This is a genomic window from Flavobacterium branchiarum (assembly GCF_030409845.1).
GTDB lineage: Bacteria > Bacteroidota > Bacteroidia > Flavobacteriales > Flavobacteriaceae > Flavobacterium > Flavobacterium branchiarum.
This window is the reverse complement of the sequence record NZ_JAUFQQ010000005.1, coordinates 2,073,650-2,096,531: the sequence shown is the minus strand read 5'-3', so window position 1 is coordinate 2,096,531 and position 22,882 is coordinate 2,073,650. Positions and strand designations below refer to the sequence as shown.

At 30.6% G+C, this 22,882-nt stretch carries 21 protein-coding genes; 3 read left to right on the top strand and 18 right to left on the bottom strand.

The window, feature by feature from the left end; translation table 11 throughout:
* Positions 1 to 73: 73 nt before the first annotated feature.
* The 3 genes from QWY99_RS21080 to QWY99_RS21070 all read left to right on the top strand — a co-directional run bounded on the left by QWY99_RS21080 (position 74) and on the right by QWY99_RS21070 (position 1,988).
* Positions 74 to 397, top strand: a complete 324-nt coding sequence (locus QWY99_RS21080; protein WP_290267790.1) for an SUF system Fe-S cluster assembly protein — start codon at positions 74 to 76, stop codon at positions 395 to 397.
* Positions 398 to 464: 67 nt separating this feature from the next.
* On the top strand, positions 465 to 974 hold the full coding sequence (locus tag QWY99_RS21075; RefSeq protein ID WP_290267788.1) for a DUF2480 family protein: 510 nt from the start codon (positions 465 to 467) through the stop codon (positions 972 to 974).
* Between the two features lie 81 nt (positions 975 to 1,055).
* A complete protein-coding gene (locus QWY99_RS21070; RefSeq protein WP_290267786.1) occupies positions 1,056 to 1,988 on the top strand; it encodes a DUF3078 domain-containing protein in 933 nt (310 codons plus the stop codon).
* 33 nt (positions 1,989 to 2,021) lie between these two features.
* Here QWY99_RS21070 and hflX read toward each other — a convergent pair whose 3' ends face one another.
* The 18 genes from hflX to QWY99_RS20985 form a co-directional block, all read right to left on the bottom strand.
* Positions 2,022 to 3,254 carry a GTPase HflX gene (gene hflX / locus QWY99_RS21065; protein WP_290267784.1) on the bottom strand — a complete coding sequence of 411 codons (1,233 nt, stop codon included), beginning with the start codon at positions 3,252 to 3,254 and terminating at the stop codon, positions 2,022 to 2,024.
* Positions 3,255 to 3,361: 107 nt separating this feature from the next.
* Entirely contained in the window at positions 3,362 to 4,222 is an 861-nt protein-coding gene (locus QWY99_RS21060) for a hypothetical protein (RefSeq protein ID WP_290267781.1), read from the bottom strand.
* Positions 4,223 to 4,392: 170 nt separating this feature from the next.
* Positions 4,393 to 5,748 carry a DUF5689 domain-containing protein gene (locus QWY99_RS21055; RefSeq protein ID WP_353960588.1) on the bottom strand — a complete coding sequence of 452 codons (1,356 nt, stop codon included), beginning with the start codon at positions 5,746 to 5,748 and terminating at the stop codon, positions 4,393 to 4,395.
* 17 nt (positions 5,749 to 5,765) lie between these two features.
* Positions 5,766 to 5,975, bottom strand: a complete 210-nt coding sequence (locus tag QWY99_RS22305; protein WP_353960587.1) for a hypothetical protein — start codon at positions 5,973 to 5,975, stop codon at positions 5,766 to 5,768.
* Positions 5,939 to 8,617 carry a carboxypeptidase-like regulatory domain-containing protein gene (locus QWY99_RS21050; RefSeq protein ID WP_353960586.1) on the bottom strand — a complete coding sequence of 893 codons (2,679 nt, stop codon included), beginning with the start codon at positions 8,615 to 8,617 and terminating at the stop codon, positions 5,939 to 5,941. The genes QWY99_RS22305 and QWY99_RS21050 overlap by 37 nt, the downstream gene beginning before the upstream one ends.
* Positions 8,618 to 8,897: 280 nt before the next feature.
* The gene (locus tag QWY99_RS21045) at positions 8,898 to 10,121 is read right to left on the bottom strand and encodes an MFS transporter (protein WP_290267779.1); all 1,224 of its coding nucleotides are present in this window, start codon (positions 10,119 to 10,121) and stop codon (positions 8,898 to 8,900) included.
* Positions 10,122 to 10,216: 95 nt separating this feature from the next.
* Positions 10,217 to 11,257, bottom strand: a complete 1,041-nt coding sequence (locus tag QWY99_RS21040; protein WP_290267777.1) for a Gfo/Idh/MocA family oxidoreductase — start codon at positions 11,255 to 11,257, stop codon at positions 10,217 to 10,219.
* Positions 11,258 to 11,336: 79 nt separating this feature from the next.
* Entirely contained in the window at positions 11,337 to 12,404 is a 1,068-nt protein-coding gene (locus QWY99_RS21035) for an NADH:flavin oxidoreductase/NADH oxidase (RefSeq protein WP_290267774.1), read from the bottom strand.
* A 1,231-nt stretch (positions 12,405 to 13,635) separates the two neighbouring features.
* Entirely contained in the window at positions 13,636 to 14,022 is a 387-nt protein-coding gene (locus QWY99_RS21030; protein ID WP_290267772.1) for a hypothetical protein, read from the bottom strand.
* 677 nt (positions 14,023 to 14,699) lie between these two features.
* Positions 14,700 to 15,269, bottom strand: a complete 570-nt coding sequence (locus QWY99_RS21025) for a hypothetical protein (protein WP_290267770.1) — start codon at positions 15,267 to 15,269, stop codon at positions 14,700 to 14,702.
* Between the two features lie 345 nt (positions 15,270 to 15,614).
* Positions 15,615 to 17,765 carry a peptidase domain-containing ABC transporter gene (locus QWY99_RS21020; RefSeq protein WP_290267768.1) on the bottom strand — a complete coding sequence of 717 codons (2,151 nt, stop codon included), beginning with the start codon at positions 17,763 to 17,765 and terminating at the stop codon, positions 15,615 to 15,617.
* Between the two features lies 1 nt (position 17,766).
* Positions 17,767 to 18,909 carry an HlyD family secretion protein gene (locus tag QWY99_RS21015; protein WP_290267767.1) on the bottom strand — a complete coding sequence of 381 codons (1,143 nt, stop codon included), beginning with the start codon at positions 18,907 to 18,909 and terminating at the stop codon, positions 17,767 to 17,769.
* A gap of 1,391 nt (positions 18,910 to 20,300) precedes the next feature.
* Positions 20,301 to 20,435, bottom strand: coding sequence for a class IIb bacteriocin, lactobin A/cerein 7B family (locus QWY99_RS21010; RefSeq protein WP_290267764.1), 135 nt, complete (start codon positions 20,433 to 20,435; stop codon positions 20,301 to 20,303).
* 17 nt (positions 20,436 to 20,452) lie between these two features.
* Positions 20,453 to 20,620: a hypothetical protein gene (locus QWY99_RS21005; protein WP_290267762.1), complete on the bottom strand. Its 168-nt coding sequence runs from the start codon at positions 20,618 to 20,620 to the stop codon at positions 20,453 to 20,455.
* A gap of 574 nt (positions 20,621 to 21,194) precedes the next feature.
* Positions 21,195 to 21,368: a hypothetical protein gene (locus tag QWY99_RS21000; protein WP_290267760.1), complete on the bottom strand. Its 174-nt coding sequence runs from the start codon at positions 21,366 to 21,368 to the stop codon at positions 21,195 to 21,197.
* Between the two features lie 10 nt (positions 21,369 to 21,378).
* Positions 21,379 to 21,996: a CPBP family glutamic-type intramembrane protease gene (locus tag QWY99_RS20995; RefSeq protein ID WP_290267758.1), complete on the bottom strand. Its 618-nt coding sequence runs from the start codon at positions 21,994 to 21,996 to the stop codon at positions 21,379 to 21,381.
* Between the two features lie 27 nt (positions 21,997 to 22,023).
* On the bottom strand, positions 22,024 to 22,212 hold the full coding sequence (locus QWY99_RS20990; protein WP_290267757.1) for a hypothetical protein: 189 nt from the start codon (positions 22,210 to 22,212) through the stop codon (positions 22,024 to 22,026).
* Between the two features lie 66 nt (positions 22,213 to 22,278).
* Positions 22,279 to 22,560 (bottom strand): hypothetical protein, encoded by a 282-nt coding sequence (locus QWY99_RS20985; protein ID WP_290267754.1) that lies wholly within the window; start codon positions 22,558 to 22,560, stop codon positions 22,279 to 22,281.
* Between the last annotated feature and the right edge of the window lie 322 nt (positions 22,561 to 22,882).

Genomic DNA, 22,882 nt, shown 5'->3' with positions numbered 1-22,882 from the left:
CATATAATACAATTTAAGATTTTATTTATATTTTCTTAAAACAACTATATGACTAAAGAGATAACACTATATTATGGAACAAGAAATAGATACTAACGAATTAGGAGAATCAATCGTAAAAATCTTAAAAACAATTTACGACCCTGAGATTCCTGTAGATATATACGAATTAGGATTAATATATGACGTAATGGTAAACACTGATTACGAAGTAAAAATCTTAATGACATTAACATCGCCAAACTGCCCAGTAGCAGAAAGTTTACCAAGGGAAGTTGAAGAAAAAGTAAAATCTATAGACAACGTAAAAGATGCTGAAGTAGAGATAACTTTTGATCCACCTTGGAGCAAAGATTTAATGAGCGAAGAAGCTAAATTAGAATTAGGAATGCTTTAAAAAGTATACAGTATTCAGTCTCAGTCATTACAATTTTACTGAGACTAAATACTGCAAACAAAATATAATGGAAGAAATAATCAATAAAGTTGCCAATAGCGCCTTAGAAGTTTTTGACCTTGAGGATTATTATCCAAAAGGACTTCGTGCTCAGATTGACATTTCACAATGGCTTCTCGAAGGATTTCTTTTGAAAGAAAAGGACTTTCGCGAGCACCTTAAAAATCATAATTGGTCACAATACCAAGACGCTTATGTCGCTATTAATTGTAGTACCGATGCAATAGTTCCTGCTTGGGCTTCTATACTCGTAGCTGTACAATTAGCACCATTTGCAAAAAAAATTGTCGATGGCACACTAGAAGATCTAGACTCTAGCCTTTACGAAGAAATTCTACGTAATATCGATTTTTCAGTATACAAAAGTAAACCTGTAATCATAAAAGGCTGTTCTAAAAAACCAGTTCCTACACGTGCTTATATTTTGGCTGCTCATTATTTACAGCCTTTTGCCAGAAGTATAATGTATGGAGAAGCATGTTCTGCCGTGCCTTTATACAAAGAGAGCAAGAAATAATTTACAATTAAAATTAGGATTTTTTTAACAACTTCATGGTTTTTAGTATATTTGTGTTAATCAACACTAAACAAGGAACGTATGAAAAATTGTCTTCAAGTCCTTTTAATCTTTCTAGCAAGCTTTTCGCTAGTACAGGCACAAAACACCGAAAAAGAATTAGTAAAGAACACCGAAAAAGCTGTTAAATTCATATCCGATACTACAGCAAATGGATGGAAAAGTACAGGGAATATTTCATTCCTTTTTAATCAGTCAAATTTCAACAATTGGATTGCAGGAGGAGAGAATAACATCTCAGGGAATTTAGGCCTTAACTACAACATCAATTACAAGAAAGACGACATTAGTTGGGATAACAAAATTCTAGCTTCATATGGTATTTTACAAACGGAGAATTCAGACTTTGAGAAAAAAACCGATGACCGATTAGAGATTAATTCTATTTATGGGAAAAGAGCATTTGGTAATTGGTACTATTCCTTCTTTGTAAATTTCAGAACACAATTCACTAAAGGATACGTATATGGTAAAGATGTAAATGGTGCCGAAATACGAACTGAAAACACCAATTTCTTGTCTCCAGGGTATCTCACCTTTGGTCCTGGTATTTTCTGGAAGAAGCACGACAATTTAAAACTAAATTTCGCCCCTCTAACCTCTAAAATGACTTTTGTAGACAAATACTACACTTCTCAAATTGGATACGTAGACGAGTCTTATTTTGGTGTTAAAGCAAACAAAACGATGCGTTACGAATTAGGTTTTTATGCTTCGGCATATTATAAGCTGGATATCATGACAAATGTTTCTGCAGAGAACATTTTAAACTTATATTCAAATTATCTCGAAGACCCACAAAATGTCGATATTGACTACTCCTTAAATATTGTAATGAAAATAAATAAATTCTTGTCGACTAACTTATCATTTCAAGCAATTTATGACGACAATGCATTTCAAGGTTTTCAAACCAGAGAAGTTTTTGGTTTAGGTATAAATTACATATTTTAAAACATAAAAAAAAGCGCTTTAAAGCGCTTTTTTTTATTCTTCATCTTCTTTTTCAACTGCATCCTTATAATCAGGATACAAAAATTTATTATAAGGAAATCTTGTAATATGAATTTGTCTAACCGACTCATATACTCGCTCTCTAAATTCTTCGAAATTCTCTTTGTTTGTTGCCGAAATAAACAAAGCGTTTTGCTCACCTAATCGATGCATCCAAGTTGACTTCCACTCCTCTAACGTGTAATGTCTAGGTGTTTTCTCGGTAATTAAATCATCCTCATCAATCGTTAAATGCTTGTAAGCATCTATTTTATTAAAAACCATAATAACCGGCTTATCATTAGCCTTAATATCTAATAAGGTTTGATTGACAGATGCAATATGATCTTCAAAATCTGGGTGAGAGATATCTACAATATGTAATAACAAATCTGCTTCACGAACCTCATCAAGTGTACTCTTAAACGAATCAACTAATTGAGTTGGTAGCTTACGTATAAAACCAACTGTATCAGAGAGTAAGAAAGGTAAATTTTTAATTACTACTTTACGAACTGTTGTATCTAATGTAGCAAACAGCTTATTTTCTACAAAAACATCGCTTTTTCCAATAGCATTCATTAATGTTGATTTCCCAACATTTGTGTATCCTACTAAAGCCACACGAACCATTGCACCACGATTACTTCGTTGCACACCCATTTGCTTATCGATAGTTTTTATTTTCTCTTTCAATAAAGCAATACGGTCACGAACGATACGTCTATCTGTCTCGATTTCAGTCTCTCCAGGCCCACGCATTCCGATACCCCCTTTTTGACGCTCAAGGTGAGTCCACATTCCAGAAAGTCTAGGTAATAGATATTGGCATTGTGCCAATTCAACCTGAGTTCTTGCATAAGAAGTTTCAGCTCTTTGAGCAAAAATATCAAGAATTAAGTGCGTTCTATCTAGGATTTTACAATCTATAATTTTAGAGATATTCTTTTGTTGCGAAGGAGACAATTCATCATCAAAGATCAAAGTCGAAACACCGTGCTCTTTTACAAAAAGATTGATCTCGTCTATTTTACCAGTTCCAACAAAAGTTTTAGGATTCGGACGTTCCATCTTTTGCGTGAAGCGTTTTATAACTTCTCCGCCAGCAGTATAAGTCAGAAACTCTAACTCGTCCAGATATTCATTTAACTTCTCTTCACTTTGATTTTGAGTTACAATCCCAACAATGGCTGTTTTCTCAAAATTTAGTACTTCTTTTTCTAACATAACTTTAAATAAGCTACAAATTTAGTGATTTGCAAGGTACTAAAGCCAATTGATGTATTTTTTTAAATACAAAATCAAAGACTTTAGTTACTATTCGGTAATAATTCCTATTCGTAAATATACGTTTTATCAATTTTCACAATTCCATTTTGCTCTAAAAAAGAAGATGATATAGGATAATTTAGTACATTATACTTGTATTTTCCTGATACTCCAGTGTAATTTGTTATAGAAGGAGCAAATGCCAATTCATTATTATAAGAGATAGATTCAAAACTAAATTCATCTTCGTGAAAAGAAATTAAAGGTACAATTACTTTGTAATTAGGACCAAATAAGTTTTGTACAATCAATAAATCAACCGATTTTTTGTCATCAAAAGTAAAACTATTAATCATTTTTTCACCCAGCACTCCTTTGTGACGCACTACATTATCATTAAAATATGCATATTCAATTTTATTGAAAATCTGCTGATTTCTATCTCTAGAAGAACGTCTTATGACAAGTCCTTTTTCAACTACATACTCAATGTCCTCAAGTACGGTATGTATATTACTTTTTTTGGTTATTACTTTTATTCTTGCTCCTTCATAAGCCATAGTTACTGTCTTAGTTACAGTCTCACCATTTTCATCGTACTTCTTCATGAACTTAGTAATTCTATCGTCTTTGTCGTAACTATATTTTACAACTTCTTTCCAGTTACTACCTACTCTCTCTTTTACAGTCATATCCAAAAGTCCTTTTGGATTGTAAAAAAAACTATGCACAACATCGGATGTTTTTATAGTCAGAAGTTTACCGTCCTGAAACAAAACAGTTTTATTTTCTATCTCTCCACTTTTGGAATCGCGGTAATTTGTCTTAACGACATTTATTTGTTTTAACTTAACTGGTTGATCTTGACTATGGATCAAACATGAAAAAGCCATTGTAAAAATGGCGATGAAGTAATTTTTCGTCATGGTATTTTATATCAATTTGGGATGGCCAAAATACAAAAAACATAGAAAGAATATTATTTTCTTGACCATAAAACTAAACCGAATCATATACATTCAACAAAAACAGCAACATATCAATTGAATACCAAGAACTTACACTTAACATAAAAATCACACCAGATACACCATCCTTACTTATCTCCTACAATAACAACATCATCTACCATAAAGGCACCGTTAAGAACTTTATCTTTTCCCGATCCCACATACTTAAACGCAATATAAATATCACCTGAATACGAAGACAAATCGATTCGATCTGAACTTATAAATTGACGAACTGGAGTTGATAATGTAGGGAATGTAGCTTCTAGTTTAGTCCATTTTGCTTTAGCTACGTTAGAACCATCAAAATTATCCGACACATAAACCTCTAGAGAATTCAATGGAGAATCAACTTTTAAATCATGTTGTGCACTTCTAAAAGACAATACTGCATTTTTATAATCATTTAAATTTATTTTGGGAGATACCAACCATGCTACAATTTCAGTAGCAGTTGTAGCTGTTGTATTAAATTCAGCATAACCATTACCCGCATAAACAATACTCTTCCATAGTTTGGTTCCTTTCTCTACGATATTGCTCCAACCTGGGAGACTGAAATTCACATTGTTCTGCATCAATTGGAAATCTTCTGAGAAGAAAGGAACAGTACGTTTTCCATCCATTATTATATCTTTCTCTGATCGAACCATAATTTGATAATCTGAACCGTATTTAGTTAAAATCCCACGAACTCTTCCACTGCCTTTCGGCACAAAACTTGTTGCGAATTTGGCGTAACTACTGGTTCTAAAAATTACCTGATTCCCATCTTTATCACGCAAATTCCAATTGGTAGCACCGCCAATCTTATTTGTTTCTTCAAAATAATGCCTTCCCATAGCTGCATCTGAAAATTGAACATCAGACAATTCAACCAAAGTATTTATATTGTCATCATTTAATAATTCTGAGATTGAAAGTGAGCGGACCAACTTACTCTCATCAATAACTTCACAAGAAGCATGGAGCACATTAAAATAATCATTTTGTGCAATGCGACCAACTGAAGCATCCCCATAAGCATTTACAAACAAGCTTCCTATTCGTAAACTCCCAAAATTAATATCTGTAAATTGATTCTTTAATCTAACAAATACCTTTCTCCCAACTTTATAACTCACATATGTATTAGAGGCATCAATTCCGACACTAAATCCTTGTGCTGCAACAGTATCGGTAGGAAGTGTTTGAAAAGATATTGTTTTAAAAAAATTTCCCGATTCATCACTTGAGACTACATACCCTACGATAATATCATCATACAAATACTTAGTAGGAACAGGCTTAATATTATTACGAACCTCAACGGCCGATGTATTTACAACTAAATCGGTCTGATTACACTTCAATTCCGGTATCGCTGTTTCCTCTCCAACACAGCCTAAAAGAACAAGAGTTATTATAAAAAAAACTAAAGAGCTATATCTGATTTTCATCATTATTACTTTTTTAAAATTCATAGGTTAATTGCTAAATTCCCAAAATAAGTTCTACCATATCCGTAAAAATATTTTGGTCCAAATGAAGGCGTACCACTTGCTTCTTGCTGATCTAATCGGCGAAAATTGGCATTTCTTGCCTGTTCAAAACCACCAGTTTTATACGTTTTATTCAATGCATTATTAATACTTACAAATAGGGATACATATTTTCCCGGATACGCCAAGATTTGCCTCCTGTAATATTTAATAAAGAAATAGGACTAAACTTTTCTTGTTTTAATAACACCTTAGCTCTTTCTTTTGATGCTTCAGGAAAAGGAAAACTGTTTTTAGGGTTAATATAAAACTGTGCTGTTCTAGAAATAGGAGAAACATCTATATAAGAATTTGAAAGATAATTTATATTGCTTCCGAGCCACCAATACTTAGGATTTCGATATTCAACTCCAAACGAATAAGCTTGTTGAGGCATTCCTGGCTGTTTATAATTCTTTAATATCGCAGTCCCAAAATTAAAAACGGGATTACTATTTTCTACAGAAGCTCTTGCATCATTTGTAATTATAACATTGGGATTACTATCATATGTATATTGCCCGTAAGCTACAGACAGAATTGTTTTTAAAATTGGCGAAATTTGATACTCAAAACTCAATTCTCCACCAATGTTTTTTTTATTAAAATGGGTTAATATCTGGCTTACAAAGGCGTTGGCATTACTAGAACCTGCACCCATATCAAAAATACCCTCAGCATAAAAGAAAGAAGTCTGCGTTGCATTTTTTATCAAAGAATAATATCCTGTTAGTCGCGCTTTGATCTTAGGTGAGCGAAAAATATAATTCCCCTCAACGCTACTAACATTAGTACTCTCTATGCCGTCGACGATGCTATTATTGAGTCGAGCATTAGGAAATGTATTTCTAATTGTAGGTGCTTGAGTTAAATAGACCCCATTAAAAAATAACCATTGTTTTCCTGATATTTTATAAGTCAAACCTCCTTTGAAAGCAAAGTTTTCGAAATTCACTTTCTTGCTTTTCCCAAAAGAATTATTAGCATAAATTCCGTTTTGATACAAACCTTCTCTTTGATAGGTTGAACTAGAGAAAGCTTGAGCAAGATGAAAGTCGACTTTACGATACGCAAATTTAAATTGTGTAAAAAAGTCAATTGTATTAGCAAGAAAATTATAATTATATCGGTAAAAATCTCCAACTCCAACCTTCCTATTCGGATTAATTAAATCAGATTGCGACTGATCTCCTTTGTAAAACAAATCGACATCCTCATAATACAAACCCCCTAATAAATCCGTGAGTAACTGGTAATTATGTGATTTTAATTTTCTAAAAGTAAATCCACCGTTAAAAATTATATTTTCTGTTAATTGAGAATTTATATTTGAATTAAAAGCAATCGTTATGTCATCGGTTCTACCTTCATATAAAACATAATGACTTTTTGCAGGACTATAATTAGCACCCATACCACTAGAATTTGGTAATAGCGTTTGATTTGTCCGATATAATTCATTCCAATCTATTTGCGAATTTTCTAGAAAAAGCAATTTATTATTCTTGGAATTTTCATAATCTGGAGTAAAATCGCCTGAGTGTTCTCCCTTGTCTTTTGTATAAATTGAACTATAAAAACTCGGTAATTTACGATAATGAATTGGGTCGGGACTATTCGCATTTTGATAATCTATATTACTATTGCTTACTTTACCAAACTGATATGCTACACTAGAATTCAGTGTTATTTTATCATCTATTTTAAAAAAATGATTCAAGATTAAAATAGGTTCTTCTACTTTTTTAATTCTCGCATTCCTTTTCTTTCCATTTTGCCACCCCCAATAAGAATTATATTTCTCACTAGTAAGTTGTGTGACCTCAGCTGTATTTGGTGAATTCTTCCCTTTTGAATTTGGCGTATAGAATCCTGTAAAATTGAAAGAATGCTGCGTATTTATTTTTTTTTCAATACTCATAAAAAAAGAATCAGCGTCGTAGTTAGTTCCTTCAAAGAAACCTTCATTTGCCTTTCTTTTAGCTGCTGAAATAACATAAGACCATCCCGTAGACATTAAACCTGTGGCATAAGTTCCCATTACGCGATGGCTATAGTTTGTATTACTACTCGAAAATGTAATTCGAGAACTTGCTCTATAGATTGAAGCTCGTGTATTAATTTGTTGCGCTCCTAAAATACCTCCAAAAGTATAATCTGAAGTGGCTCCCCCTACTGAGAATTCTTGATTTCGCGTAGCATCATTTAGACCTCCCCAATTTCCCCATTGTGGTCGTCCATCATACATTTTATTCATTGTGATTCCATTGATAGTCAACTTAGCATGCTCACTATCTAATCCTCGCATCCTAAAACGTGCTTGCCCCCAATTAAAAGCCGATGCTTGCATAAAAGCATCTCGTGAGGATTGCAAAAGTCCTGAGGTACTATCGGAACTAGAATTATCCTCTGTTAAATCACTTTCTGACAATGCAATTACAGAAGCTTCTGATCCAATTTGATGATCTTCTTCTAAAACTAAAACACCTAAATCTATCATTTCACCAGAAACTACTTTGACCGGAAACAATAAATCTTTATATCCCTGACTGTGTAGTAATAACAATTGATTTCCTTCTGATTGTAAAACTAACTTAAATGTCCCATCACTTGAGGTTAGTTGCAGAATTGTAGAATTCTGAATACTAACCACAACATATTGAAGCGCATTTTGTGTTTTAGAATCAATAATTTTTCCTCGGAAACCAGTCTCATTTTGCGCAAAAGCAATCCCAGCTTGTGATATGAGTAAAATTATAGTTGCATACTTTTTTATAAAACAGAATATCATTTTTAACTTTCTAAGATTCTTAACTATGAAATCTTAGGATTAAAATTTGACTTTGTTATAATTTGAAATAATGAATTATAAACTCACAACAACAATCAAAAAGATGTTTCTGAAAAAGCGTTTTAATAAAAGTGGTACTTTAAAACAAGGTAAAGTAAGAATTACACTATACTTGAATGCATCAAATATAGACAAGAAAAACAAAATATGCTATTTTTCTTATATTAATTTAAAACAAAAAGAGAAGACACTCTAGAACAACAATGGTATTAAAAAAAGTCTAGTCTATAGCTTTTATCCTAGAAACCATAAAAGCAATTAAAAATCCGAAGATTCCAATAAATGCAAAAGAAAAACGAAGCCCAAAAGCTTCAGCGATATAGCCAATAACAGGAGGGCCCATTAAGAAACCTAAGAAACTCACACTCGAAACTATCGTTAAAGCTTCTCCTGCAGGAACAGTAGGATTTTTTCCTGCTACGCTATACAATGTTGGTACAACTGTAGAAACACCAAGTCCTACAAACATAAAAGCGATCGTACAAGGAATTATATATGGAAACAATACTGAGGTAAAAAGTCCAATTGATATAACCAATCCGCTTACTTGTAATACTCTCTTTCTTCCAAATTTAAGAATGAATCCATCACCAAGAAAACGACCTCCGGCCATCATAATCATAAACGATGTATATCCTAAAATGACCAATGCTCCAGGAGCTTTTACAACATCTTTAAAGTAAACGCCACTCCAGTCAAACATAACACCTTCACTTGCCATACAGCAAAAACCAATTACTCCCAACCAAATCAATGAACTATCGGGTTTTGTAAATAATTTCTTTTTCTTCTCTTCGGTTATAACTTTACTTTTTTCTTTGGCTTTTATCAAGAATTTATAATTAAAAGCAATCATAACCAATACTATTGCGGCTACAATTACAAAATGATAATACGGTGTAAGATTTAAAGCAAGCATTCCTAATCCAACTATTGCACCAGAAAAACCTGCAAAACTCCACATACCATGAAAGGAAGACATTATTGTTTTCTTAAAAAGAACTTCGGTATAAACTCCTTGAGTATTTACAGCAATATTGGCTAAGTTCCCAAATATTCCAAATACAAACAACGCAAGCGATAATTGCCATGACGCAGTAGCTAAACCAAGATTGGTTAAACTAAAGGCATAAAATAATAATGAAAGAATAAGAATTCTGTGACTTCCGAATTTAGTCACAAGTTTACCTGAAAAAGGCATAACAACCAATTGCCCTAATGGCAATGCAAACAAAATAGACCCTAATTGTCCTTCACTTAAACTTAAAGCCGTTTTAATATCTGGAATTCGGCTTGCCCAAGTAGCAAAACACAAACCCATTGCAAAATAAAACATACCTACTGCAAAGCGAATTCGATTTAAATACGATGCTTTTACATTTTTATACGTTTTTTTGAATTTTGCTTTGGTCTTAAATCTGCCAAGGAAGTTTAAATCTATCAAAATGAATTATTTAGGGTTTGATTGGGCAAAATTACGAAAATCATTCATTCGATTAATTCAACCCAATCAATTCCTATAAATTATAACGTTATTGTTTATAAATTGACAACTTCACGCTGCGCACTACTCACAATAGCAGCTTCGATTATTTTCATTGTTTTTACACCATCTTCTGCCGTTACGGGCGCTATTGTATTATTAATAATCGATGAGTAAACTCCATCAAAAAAATCATAATAATTACCCTGAAATGTTGGAATTTTTTCTTTCACGATTTTACCCTCAATTTCGGTATGCAAAATCCCCTTTAAATCTTCGGACTCTGTTCCCCAACAATCTAAATTTGGAATTTTACCCTCTTTTAAATCATCTTCCTGAACATCACCACGAGGCTTTAAAAATGATCCTTTCTTTCCATGAACTACATAAGCTGGATTAGCTTCTCTAACAAAGAAACTCGCTTTCAATCGAACTCTAAAATCATCGTAATATAAAAGCAAGTCTATATAATCATCTACTAATGAATTCTCACGTGTAGTTCTGATATCTGCAAAAACCGATTTTGGAAAGCCAAACAAATGCAACGCTTGATCTATTAAATGTGGCCCTAAATCTTTTAGAATTCCAGCTCCAGAATTGGCTGTTTCTTTATGAGTTTTAATACTCAATAAAGGATTATAGCGATCAAAGTGAAATTCGGCTTCAACTAAATCTCCTAGAATTCCATCTTTAACAACTTTTTGAATGGTTTTAAAATCACTATCCCATCTTCTGTTTTGAAAAACAGCTAATTTTAATCCTTTTGCTTTAGCTAAATCAGCTAATTCTTGTGCCTGAGCTACTGTGGTTGTAAATGCTTTTTCGACTATGGCATGTTTTCCAGCTTCCAAAACTTTTTTAGCATATTCATAATGTGTTTCAACGGGCGTATTTACAATTACCAAATCAACATCATCAGTAAGAACATCTTCTAGAGTTGGATAACTTTTAACTGTTGGATAATCTTCTTGTATTAATTTCTTACTTCTCTCCCAAGAACCTACAAGTTCAAATCCGGGATGAATGGCTATAAATGGTGCGTGAAAAACTTTTCCCGACATTCCGTATGATAATAGTGCTGTTTTTATTTTTTGCATTGTATTTGTTTTTTTTACTGTTAAGCGAGCAAACTACTATCCTCAAACGGTATAATTTATTTTTGATTCTTGTGACTTATCAGATTTTTGCTCTTTCGTATTGTTTCGGCCATTGAATATCTGAGTTTAAGTCCGATGCAAAATGCAATCCTAAATTTGGATCACGAAGAGATTCACGAGCAAACAAAATCAAATCAGCTTGACCTGAATTTAAAATAGCTTCAGCTTGAGTTGCTTCTGTAATTAAACCAACTGCACCTGTTAAGACTCCTGTTTCTTTTTTAATTCTTTCTGCAAAAGGAACTTGATAATTGGGACCTAATGTAATTTTTTGGTGAGAAACCAAACCCCCTGAAGAAACATCTACAACATCTACTCCTTTATCTTTTAGAATCTTCGAAAGTTGAACTGATTCTTCGACACTCCATCCTCCTTCTGCCCAATCGGTTGCCGAAATACGAACAAACAAAGGCAAATCAGCAGGCCATTCTAATTGAACTGCATCTACAATTTCAAGAGTAAGTCGGATTCTGTTTTCAAAACTCCCTCCATATTCGTCTGTTCTAAAATTAGACAATGGTGACAAAAATTGATGTAACAAATACCCATGTGCTCCATGAATTTCTAAAACCTGATATCCTGCTACAACAGCTCTTTTGGTAGTAGCTTTAAAATCACTAATTACTTTTTGAATCCCAGCTTTATCCAATGCTACTGGTGCTGTTTCGTTATCGTGATAACCAACGGTACTTGGTGCAACTGTTTGCCATCCGCCTTGAGCGATGTCTAGCTTTTTATTTCCTTCCCAAGGAGGAGAAACACTTGCTTTTCTTCCTGCGTGCGCAATCTGAATTCCTGGAATTGCATTTTGAGAAACTATAAACTGATTAATTACTTTTAATTTTTCAATTTGCTCATCATTCCACAACCCTAAATCTGCAGGTGAGATTCTTGCTTCGGGCGAAACCGCAGTTGCCTCCTGGATGATTAGTCCCGAACCACCAGTGGCACGAGCTCCTAAATGTACCAAATGCCAATCATTAGCAAAGCCATCAACAGCTGAGTATTGACACATGGGCGAAATAACGATTCTGTTCTTTAAAGTGATTTTTTTTATAGTAAGTGGAGAAAATAATACTGATGCCATAAGATGTAACTTTTAATGGTTTTTACACTATAAATACTTTTCATAGCGTTCGAAAAAGTAAAGTTACAGTATCTTGACAAAACAAGAAATTCAAATGTTTATTAATTAACAAACATTTAAAAACTGACAACTTTTGCCGTGGCAAACACTGAAATCAATTTTGCTTATTGGGTCTGAACTGAATAATTTTGGTTTCTATAAAAATAAACTATATTTAATTTAATCAAAACTAGTTTAAACAATGCATTTAAAACGAATGACATTATTTAATTCTAGGTCTTTAAAAAATAAAATAGAGTAATTGGTAAATTGTATAAAGAATGCAAAAAAAAGCCCCAAATAAAACCGTTTTTCATTCTAAAATATGCTACAAAAAAAGACAAAGTAATTTGTGGTAAGACAAATATAGGAGCAAGATACACTAAATTCACAGGCACAATTTTGTAAAAGTTTACAATGTGTATTAACCCAAAAGAAATCGTAAATAAGTAAAAAATAGTTTTAAAATACTTCTTATTGATGGATTCTAGTAATGAATCTTTAATACATGTATAGAAAAGGATAATTATAAAAACAATTGGAACTATTTTAATCCAAGTATACAAGCTGAAAACATTAATATCTACCACTTTATCTCCGACAAAATAAATAGACAAAAAAGACAATGATAAAACAATGTTTCTCTTTTTAAATCTTAGGGGCAATCTAAAAATTATTTCCTCCATAAAAGGCCCCAAAAAGACAATAAAAAAGACAGGTAATTTATTGAAATTTAAATCTTGTAGCTTTTTTACACTCTTAAAAAAAGAAAAATTAGATTGCTGAAAAATGATTAAATCTATAAAATTTATTAAAAATACGATAAGAAGAATTACAAGCATCATTTTAAGATAAACTAATAACAATTCCTTAATTTTAGAGATGAAGTAACTTATATTCTCTAAGTTAATCTCTAAGTAATTTGAAAAAGAGTTCTTCAAAATTGACATTATAAAGCAATTGAGATTGCATAAATTCCGAATGTTATAAGAAAACAGACCGCATCAATTGTAATTTTGTATAACATAATTATATTTTTAATTAATATGCTGTTCAAAAGTAAATTCCCCTATCTAAGATTTACTGAACTACAAGTTTCGAAAACCACTAACTTCTATTGAATGATATGATCTTATCTAAAATTTATTATCCTTTTATTTAATCGCTTAAAGGCTTTTTAAAAGACAATAAATTAAGAATCTTTCTTCAGAATATTGATTTTTGATTGAATTTCAAATGAGTACACTAGAGACAGCTTCTCATAACCACGATATAGTTCAATTATTTTTTCAGATTGTTGCAACCATTTTGGTTTATCATGTTCAAGTGAGAAATTAAAAAACAATAAATCCGCAAAATCTTTAATATCTTCCAGATTATTGCTTCCTACTATTTCTAATATTTCAGCCGTTTCTTTCTCTAAAAGAGATTCTGTAGAAAGATTAAAAGTTTCTATGTTGAATTCATTAATATAATCAACAATGTTTTCTATTTCTGATGGCTTTTGCTTTGTCAATACCATTAAAAAATCTGAAAGTTTTTTAATATTCCTAAGAATTAAGTCCTTATTAGTTTGCATTGGTTGGTTTTATAATTAATATCTAAATAATCAACTATTTATCTATTGCCATTAATTAATAAAATGATATAGATATTCTCCTGATATTTTCCCAAGGAAATAAACAAAAAAAAGATATGCTATTGACAATAACACTATGAATAATAGTTTTTTATCTCTGTTCCCAAGGACTATCTTCTCTAAACTATTTTGCTTTTTCATGTTTTTATACTATTTCTAAGTTTAAAAGGTAATTTTTAAATTTCAACAACGTAATTATTTCAAGGACTTTGTTCTCATTACAAACTTATCATACTTACGCCCGCTAAAATTGGACAGAAATAATATCATCCAAATATGAATTATGATTCATCACTCTACATGCTCCGACTTTTTCTTAAGATTTGGAATGATTAAATCAAAAACAATTAGAGCACCTATTAAAAAGTAAAGAACAGGTTTCTTGTATACAAAGTCTATATGAAAAAATGCAATTGATAATCCATAGACAATAGTAATTATGTACAGTATGATTCGGATTTTTTTCATTTTATGTAGCGTTTTATTATTTATAAGATTTCCTTCAAACAAGCATCAATAGAAACTATTAACCGTAAATATATACTATTTTAATTACAAAACAAGTCCATTTGATAGGTTTCGTTTCTTAAATTAGATTTATCCTGACTTTTACAATTTCATGTAGCCTTCTGGCTAAACCAGTATTCGAGACGTATTTTTCGTACCAGTAAAACAAGAATAAAAAGAACCGGAAAAACAGAAATTATAAAATCAAACAAATAAAGACGATTAAATAATCGATAATATTTAATCGCAAGTTCATCTCCTTCATCAAATAGATAGACCCAGTAATTGTTTAATGAAAACAATGTACTTGTCGTTATTACAAAAGCAGGAGCAATAGCCCCAAACAAAACAAGTGTTTTTCTTAAGTTTAAACTAATAAACCAATCTTTCATTTTAGATTTAGATTTATCAAAAAAATACAAACTGATATACTCTTTCAGACTAGATGTGTTTATAGAAAATAAAGACCTATTTTGGGAATAATACAAATAAAGTAACGCAAGAAAAAATGCTAAAACAGTTTCTAAAATAAAAAATGTTACCATACTCATAGAAGTCATTTTTACAATTATATTTTGTTCTTGCATTTCAAAATTCTTTAAAGCTAATTTTGTTGTGACCAAGTCAATCATCCTAAAAACAAAGATTATCACACTTACTACTATCGCTTTTACATTCATTTAAAAACTTTAAAACATAAGGATACTAACAAGTCCCTTAAAATTAATATCTATTTCCGTTTTGTGCTGAATTATTGTTGATTTAGAAGTTGCACAACCTTCAAAAAGGAAACATGTTCTAACATATTCACCCTTAATCTCTATTACTTCTTAAGCGTTAAGCTCTAGTAAATTTGACTTTGGAAAATTCAGAATTATAATTTTAAAAATGCTAACTGATAAATTTAAAAAATATCATGATAAGCCATATCTCGCTTTAAGATTGAACAAAAGCAAAGAACACTACGAGAAATCAATGGCTATTAACAAATAGATAAAAAAACCACAACTAAATTGTAATAGAGTTTAGAATAGATTTTGCTTGTTCCATAGATTATAATACTCGCCTTTTGATTCTAATAAGCTGTTGTGATTTCCTGATTCAACAATAATTCCGTCTTTCATAACTAGAATTGTATTGGCATTAGCAATCGTACTTAATCTATGAGCAATCACAATAACTATTTTTCCTTGTGATTTAAAATCATTAATAACATGTTGTACAATTTTTTCAGAGTTAGTATCTAATGATGACGTTGCTTCATCCATTAATAAAATTTCTGGATTTTTATATAAAGCTCTTGCAATGGCAATGCGCTGTTTCTGTCCGCCGGAAAGCATAGTCCCATTTTCACCTATTTGAGTTTCAAAACCATTGGGTAATTTTTCTACAAATTCTGTTATTCCTAGTTGTTTCGCTAAATCTATAACACGCTGAATGTTTGGAAAAGAATCTCCTAGGGCAATGTTTTCTATGATATTTCCAGAAAACAAATTAAGCTGTTGTGGAATTACACCTACATAATTTCTCAAACTTTGATAATGGATAAATTGTGTGTCATATTCTCCAATATAAATTTTCCCTTCTTTTATAGGATACAAATTTTGGAGCAAGGAGATTAATGTAGTTTTGCCACTTCCACTTTCACCAACAATGGCAGTTGTTTCATTTTGTTTGAATACAGCATTAAAGTTTTTAAAAACTTCAACTCGAGACCCATAGCGAAAAGAAACATTTTCGAATTTTACATCTCCTATATTTTCTCTTTGTAACTCAATTTTATTTTCTGTTTCTTCACGTTCTAAATCCATTATCTCAAAAAGTCTATCGGCTACAATCATAGCATTTTGAGCCGTTTTGTTCATGCCTATCAAAGAAGCAACAGGCGATGTAAAATATCCAATTAAAGCATAAAACGAGAATAACTCCCCTGGAGTAATAGCTCTATCTATGACATAGCCTGAGCCAATCCACATAAGAATAACAGTAAATATAGAAGCCAAAAATTGGGTAGAAGTATTTGCAAAAATGCTATTCAATCCTGATTTATATGTTGTGAACAGTAATTTTACAAATTTGTTCTCCGTTTTTAAATTTGAAAATTCTTCAATACCAAATTCTTTAACGGTTCTTATATGGGTAACACTCTCAACTAATTGCGTTTGTAGTTCAGCACCATTTTCCATAATATTCCGTTCTACTTTTTTATTGAATTTGTTTAGAACAAAATAGATTGCTACATAAAAAGGAATTACAAGTAAAATAACTAGAGCCAATTTCCAGTAATACGTGAACATTAGTGCAAATGAAAAAATTACTATAAAAATATTTACAATCATTTCGATAGCAACATCATTTATAAACGACCGGATTTTCACAGCATCATTTATTCTTGATGTAATTTCGCCAATTTGCATAGTATCAAAAAAGCGCTGTGGCAGATGAAACAAATGTTTATAATATCCAAGTATTAATTTAGCATCTATTAATTGCCCTGTTTTCATTACAAAGACACTTTTCTTCGAACCAATGTAGGCTTGCAATACTATTATTGCAATCATAGAGATACTTAATAAATTGAGTAAATTTCTATTACCATCCACTAAAACATAATCAGTTATTTTTTGAATGTAAATAGACATTGCTAATCCTAAAACTGTAAATAAAATTGCACCAACTAATGCTTGTATTAAAATCGTTTTGTGTGGCTGTATTAATTGCCAAAAACGTATTATAGGAGAAGTCTTTTCATTGTACGTTTTGAAATCGTCATTAGGAGCAAAAAGAATTAATACTCCCGACCATGTTTCTTTAAAGTCTTCTAAAGTATAACTTTCCATTTTTCCTAAGCCAGGATCCATAACAGTTATTTTTAACTTTTCAACTTTATAAATAACTACATAATGATGCAATTGTTCTTTTGTAATTACATGAGCAATAGTAGGAAGTGGTATTTTGTCTAAAGAATCCATACCGCCTTTAACTCCTTTGGCAGTAAAACCCATTTTTTCAGCAGCTTCAATAATACCTAATACATTTGTACCTCTTTTATCGGTATTTGCATACTGACGAATTCTGGCTATAGGAAGATTGACTTTGAAATGATTTCCTATAGAAGCCAAACAAGCCGCACCACAATCTTTAATATCATGTTGCTTTATTTTAATTGAAGACATATTAATTACTATTTTCTAATTGTTTTGGATTAAGCCAATCATCGATTTTATCAAATAGTAAATCGAATAGACTACGGCGTGTAATGATATACCTTGTTGTTAATGTCATTCCTTTCGAAACATTGGTTTTATAACCAGATTGTAATTGCATAGCTGTCGAGTTCAATGCGCAACGTACTTTAAAAAAGGCTTGCTCGCCTTGCATTGTTATATTTCGATCGATATCAATTACTTTTCCTTCTAATAATCCCCACTGATTGTAATTAAAGGCGTCTAATTGAAATTTTACTTTTTGATTTTTTTGTATAAGTCCGATGTCATTTGGTGAAACGTTATTCTCTACAATAAGAAAATCAATTGCCGAGATTGATGCGATGGACTGAGAAGCATTAATATAAGAACCTACCTGAATACCAGAAAAATTTTCGACAGTACCTGAAATAGGAGCTAAAACAAAATAATTAGTTGACTCTATATTTATTTTATCAACTGTGCCATTCAAGTTTTTTAATCGTTCTTCTAAATCTCTTTTTTGATTTTCCCAAGTTGCTTTTTGTTGGGTTATGTAACTTTGTAATGCTTGATTGGCAAAACGCAATTCATATTCGTATTTTTCATATTCGCCTTTTGCAATAATATCTTTATCATACAAGTTTATGTTTCGAGTATGATTAATTTCCGCTTGTGAGACTTTACTTTGTAACTCATTTTTGCGTGCTTGAAATTTAAATAGATCTTCTCGAGCAGTAGATGTTAGTATATGAGAGGATTTGTTTTGCAATAGATAAGTGATATCTTTAAGTAGTACCAAAACGGAGCTGGATAAGGTATCCTGCGTTTTTTTATCACTTTCCAGTTTTTGCTTGGATATTTTAATAAGTGTGTCACCTTTTTGTACAACAGTATTATTTTTTAAAGCCAACCAAGTAACCCGACCACTTACAATTGTTGCAACAGGTACATTATCGGTTTTACTACGTATGATACCACGACTCTGACTGCTAATATCAACTTTTATAATGGGTAGCAAAACTAAAAAAACAATAATTGCCAAAACGAGTATTAAGTATATGGATATACTTTTGGTTTTGTTTCTTGCAATGAGATTTTCAAGGGTATTTATTGGATCTGAACTGAAGTTCATGTGCAAAAATTTAATTGATTTTTTTCAAAAGAAAAGTTTTCTCTTTAGCCAGCTATATCACACAATTTATAGAACACGAATAGGCGTTATAAAAAATGGATAATTTTATACTGTTTTAAAATAAATCATCGGTTCTTAAATATTTTTTTTTCAAGTAAAATAGGGTTGTAATAAACATTCAACTACTTCTGCATATTCATATTTTAATATTATAAAAAAACACATAGGCTTCGTGTTTATCAAATAACGAAATTTCACAATAAACAACACATTACAAGCAACATAATATTCTTTTGACAATAACATTGACATATTAAATAAGCATCATTGTTGTATAAGATAAATACAGTACTACCAATTTAAGTTGTTTTTCAAAATCTGACAGATTCTATTTTAAGAGACTACAAGTCATTATAACTTAAATATTTCATCTTTAACTTTTTAAACAGGAGAAACAATAACAACGTTGGAGGAACAATAAATATAATCACATCAAAAAAATAAAAATCATCCAATAAAACATAATATTCAAAAGCGATATTATTATTTATATTTAAATACACCCAAAAATTATTAAGACAAAACAGCAAACTAGTAGAAATAACAAAAACAGGAATAATTGAACCATATAAAACAATACAATTCCTCAAAAGTAACGGATGGAAATAATCATTAAACCGCAAATTTATTTTGTTAAATAAAAAACACTTGATGTAATCGTTAAGATTTCGGGATTTAATTATGAATTTGTCCTCGTTTGCAATTGAAAACAAATAAACAAGGATAAGAATAATTGCCAATACTATTTCTATCATAAAAAACATATCCTGATTTAAATCGAAAATTTTAACTATTAAATTTTGCTCTTGCTCCTTAAAATTGGTGACAGCTAAATCTGTTGTATATAAGTCCATAATTCTAACAAAAAGTAACAACACACTTTTACTAATAATACTATATCTGTTTTTCAAAATGATTAATAATTTTTATTGAATTAAATTTTACCCCAATTTCTCGGGGTAAAATTTAGACTTCTTAGCGTGGTCTTCTATCTTTTGCAGCTGCACAACCACAACCGCTAAGCACTAGACAAGCCGCAAGGAGCAATAACGGTAAAGAAAACCTTCTATTTCTTGAGTTTTAAACTTAAGCTCATCCTCCAAAATCTTTTATCCAAACTTTTAAAATACCTGCTAAATCTCATATTTTTTATTTTAATTCTATGTTAAAAAAAGTGTGTTTCATCATTTAGAGACACACTCTTTTTTATTCTAACGTGCCAAAGCTTTACCAAAAAACACCCCTTTTTCAAAGATATAAATACTAAACAATATGAAAATTACTAATGCATATAATAGGATGCAATATTTTTTTTTAGTTTCCATTTGGCATTATATATTAGTTAGATAGCCATAGCTAACACCTAAAGACCATATACCAACAATGGCATAATACATTGGTCCAAAACCTCCCTCAATTTCAATTAATTCCTTTTGACTCAACTCTTTTAATTCGATTGTTTTCATAATAATAAAATTAATGATTATTTTCCCGCTAAATATTTACCATAAGCTTCTCCTTTATCGAAAACCCATGCAGCACCTGCGCCACACATTCCTATTATAGTTAAGGCATATGCAAAATTCCCTCCTTCAAATTCCTGTACTTCTTGAGCATTCAGCTCTACTAAATTCAAATTTTCTAAATTCATAACTTTAATTTTAAAACATTGATTAATAAGTCTTTACAAAATATTTGTCTCGAGAACTTTTTTGTTATTACAAAACTATCATAGTTGCGTCCAATAAAATTGGATTAAAATATGATCCATCAAAAATTTCTTTTGTCTCTCCCTCAATAATTATCTTAAGCGAGTAATTTAATTCTATATCAAAAAAGGTTTCATAATAATAATTGTTATCGGGATTCGGGAATATCGATACTATTTTCAGGAATTGTAATACAATAGTAATTGCAAAAAAAATTATATGTCAATTAAGGGAACTGGATTGTATGTATTATAGCTAGAAGGATTTTTTAAACAAGTTAGTAACATAGACTAGCCAAGATTATTTAGATGTATTACCCTAAGAGAAACAAGATACTTGGGTGCTTTTTATTGATATATATAGGAAAATTTAAACTACAAATAAATAGCTATTTAAAATGGCAATAATTAAATAACTAATAAACTTAATTAGTGTAGAATAAACACTTTTGTTTTTCATTCTTTCCTTTTTAAGAAAGCTGATTGTTACTTGTAACAATCAGCTTAACTCTAAAAATTAAATTCCTTGACGACTGTGTGATTTCAAATTAGGATGTGAATTAAAGAAATCGTTTACAGAATTCCACGCTTCGTGCGCAGCAACCCCCATGTCATAAAAAAAGCCTCCCCCAGTAATTTCTTCTAATTCTAAATTACTTAATTCTTCTAAATTTATTTCAATTTTTTTCATAATAATGATTTTAATAATTAAATAATAATGCTAATGACAAAATAAAAAAATTATAGAATGAATGAAAGATAATCGAATTCAAAAAACATGTTTGTAACCTTATTTTAGTTATTATCAAACCTATAACAAATTGAGGAAGAAAAAGCATTAAAAGATCTAAACTACCTAAAGCTCTTAATTCGTTCTCGTTGTAATTATCAAAATGCACGCACAAAAATGTGAGTACAGACAAGACAATAGCAATATCTTTAATTAGATTCGTTTTATTATTAAATTGATGCAAAATTGTAATCCCAATGTATAGTAAACAAATAATTTTTGTTACCATAAAATTAGTTGATAAGAGAAACACCAAACAAAAAACAATACTTAACCAATAATGTTTATTTCTTTTTAATGAAAGCCTAAAACCGACTTCTTCTATTATTGGACTTAAAATTACAGCACTAAAAAAAGCAAAAGTAAAATTAGACAGAAAAGCATCTTTTAGCTTATTACTATCAGGATCTTTAATATCTAGCAAATACCTCACTAATTCTATTCCTAATATAAATACTAAGGCTAAAATTAAATATATAAATAGGTATGCAATATTTTTTTTTGATAAAACTTCCGATTTATAAATCATTTCATTCTGTTAGTTTCTGACTTTAAATTACCAGCTTCCTTGAGCTCCTCGTTGTGTGGATGGAACAGAATTCCATCCTTCTTTAAAATCACTAACTGCATCATAAATTGATGCAAACTCAAGTAAGTATTGTACAGCTCGAAAAATATTACCTCCTTCAACTTCTTGTACTTCTTGAGCATTTAACTCTACTAAATTTAAATTTTCTAAATTCATAATCTCTAAATTTTTAAAATATTAATAAATTCTAACAAAATCTTTGTCTCGAGAACTTTTTTGTTATTACAAAATTATCATAGTTGCGTCCAATAAAATTGGATCGAAATGTGATCCACCAAAAATTTTCTTTGTCTCCTCCACTATAATTATCTTAAGTGAGTAATTTAATTCTATATCAAAAAAGGTTTCATAATAATAACTCTCCCTCTTTTTGCAGTATTTAATAGGAGCATCAAAATCTTTAATCAAATCTAATTCATTATACAGCTGACTTCTGCTCAAGCCTAATTTTCTCGCAAAAGCACTTGGAGTTCCTGTTTTTTCAGTAGTAATTAATCGATGCATTTTTTTGATACGCTCTATATGTTTAATAAAATTCATAACTAGTATTAAATAAAGATAATAGACATTGAAATTTTTAAAATAATATTCCGATTTTTATATTAAAACTAAATTCTATAAAATTTTACAATAAACCGATTGTGATAAATTTAAAAAATATCATGATAAGCCATATCTCGCTTTAAGATTGAACAAAAGCAAAGAACACTACGAGAAATCAATGGCTATTAACCTTTTTCTTCGCAGAAACACTATTAATTAAGCCTAAAACAAATAAGACCAAATTATTAACAAATATTTAAAAACTTAATAGATTATCTTGCGC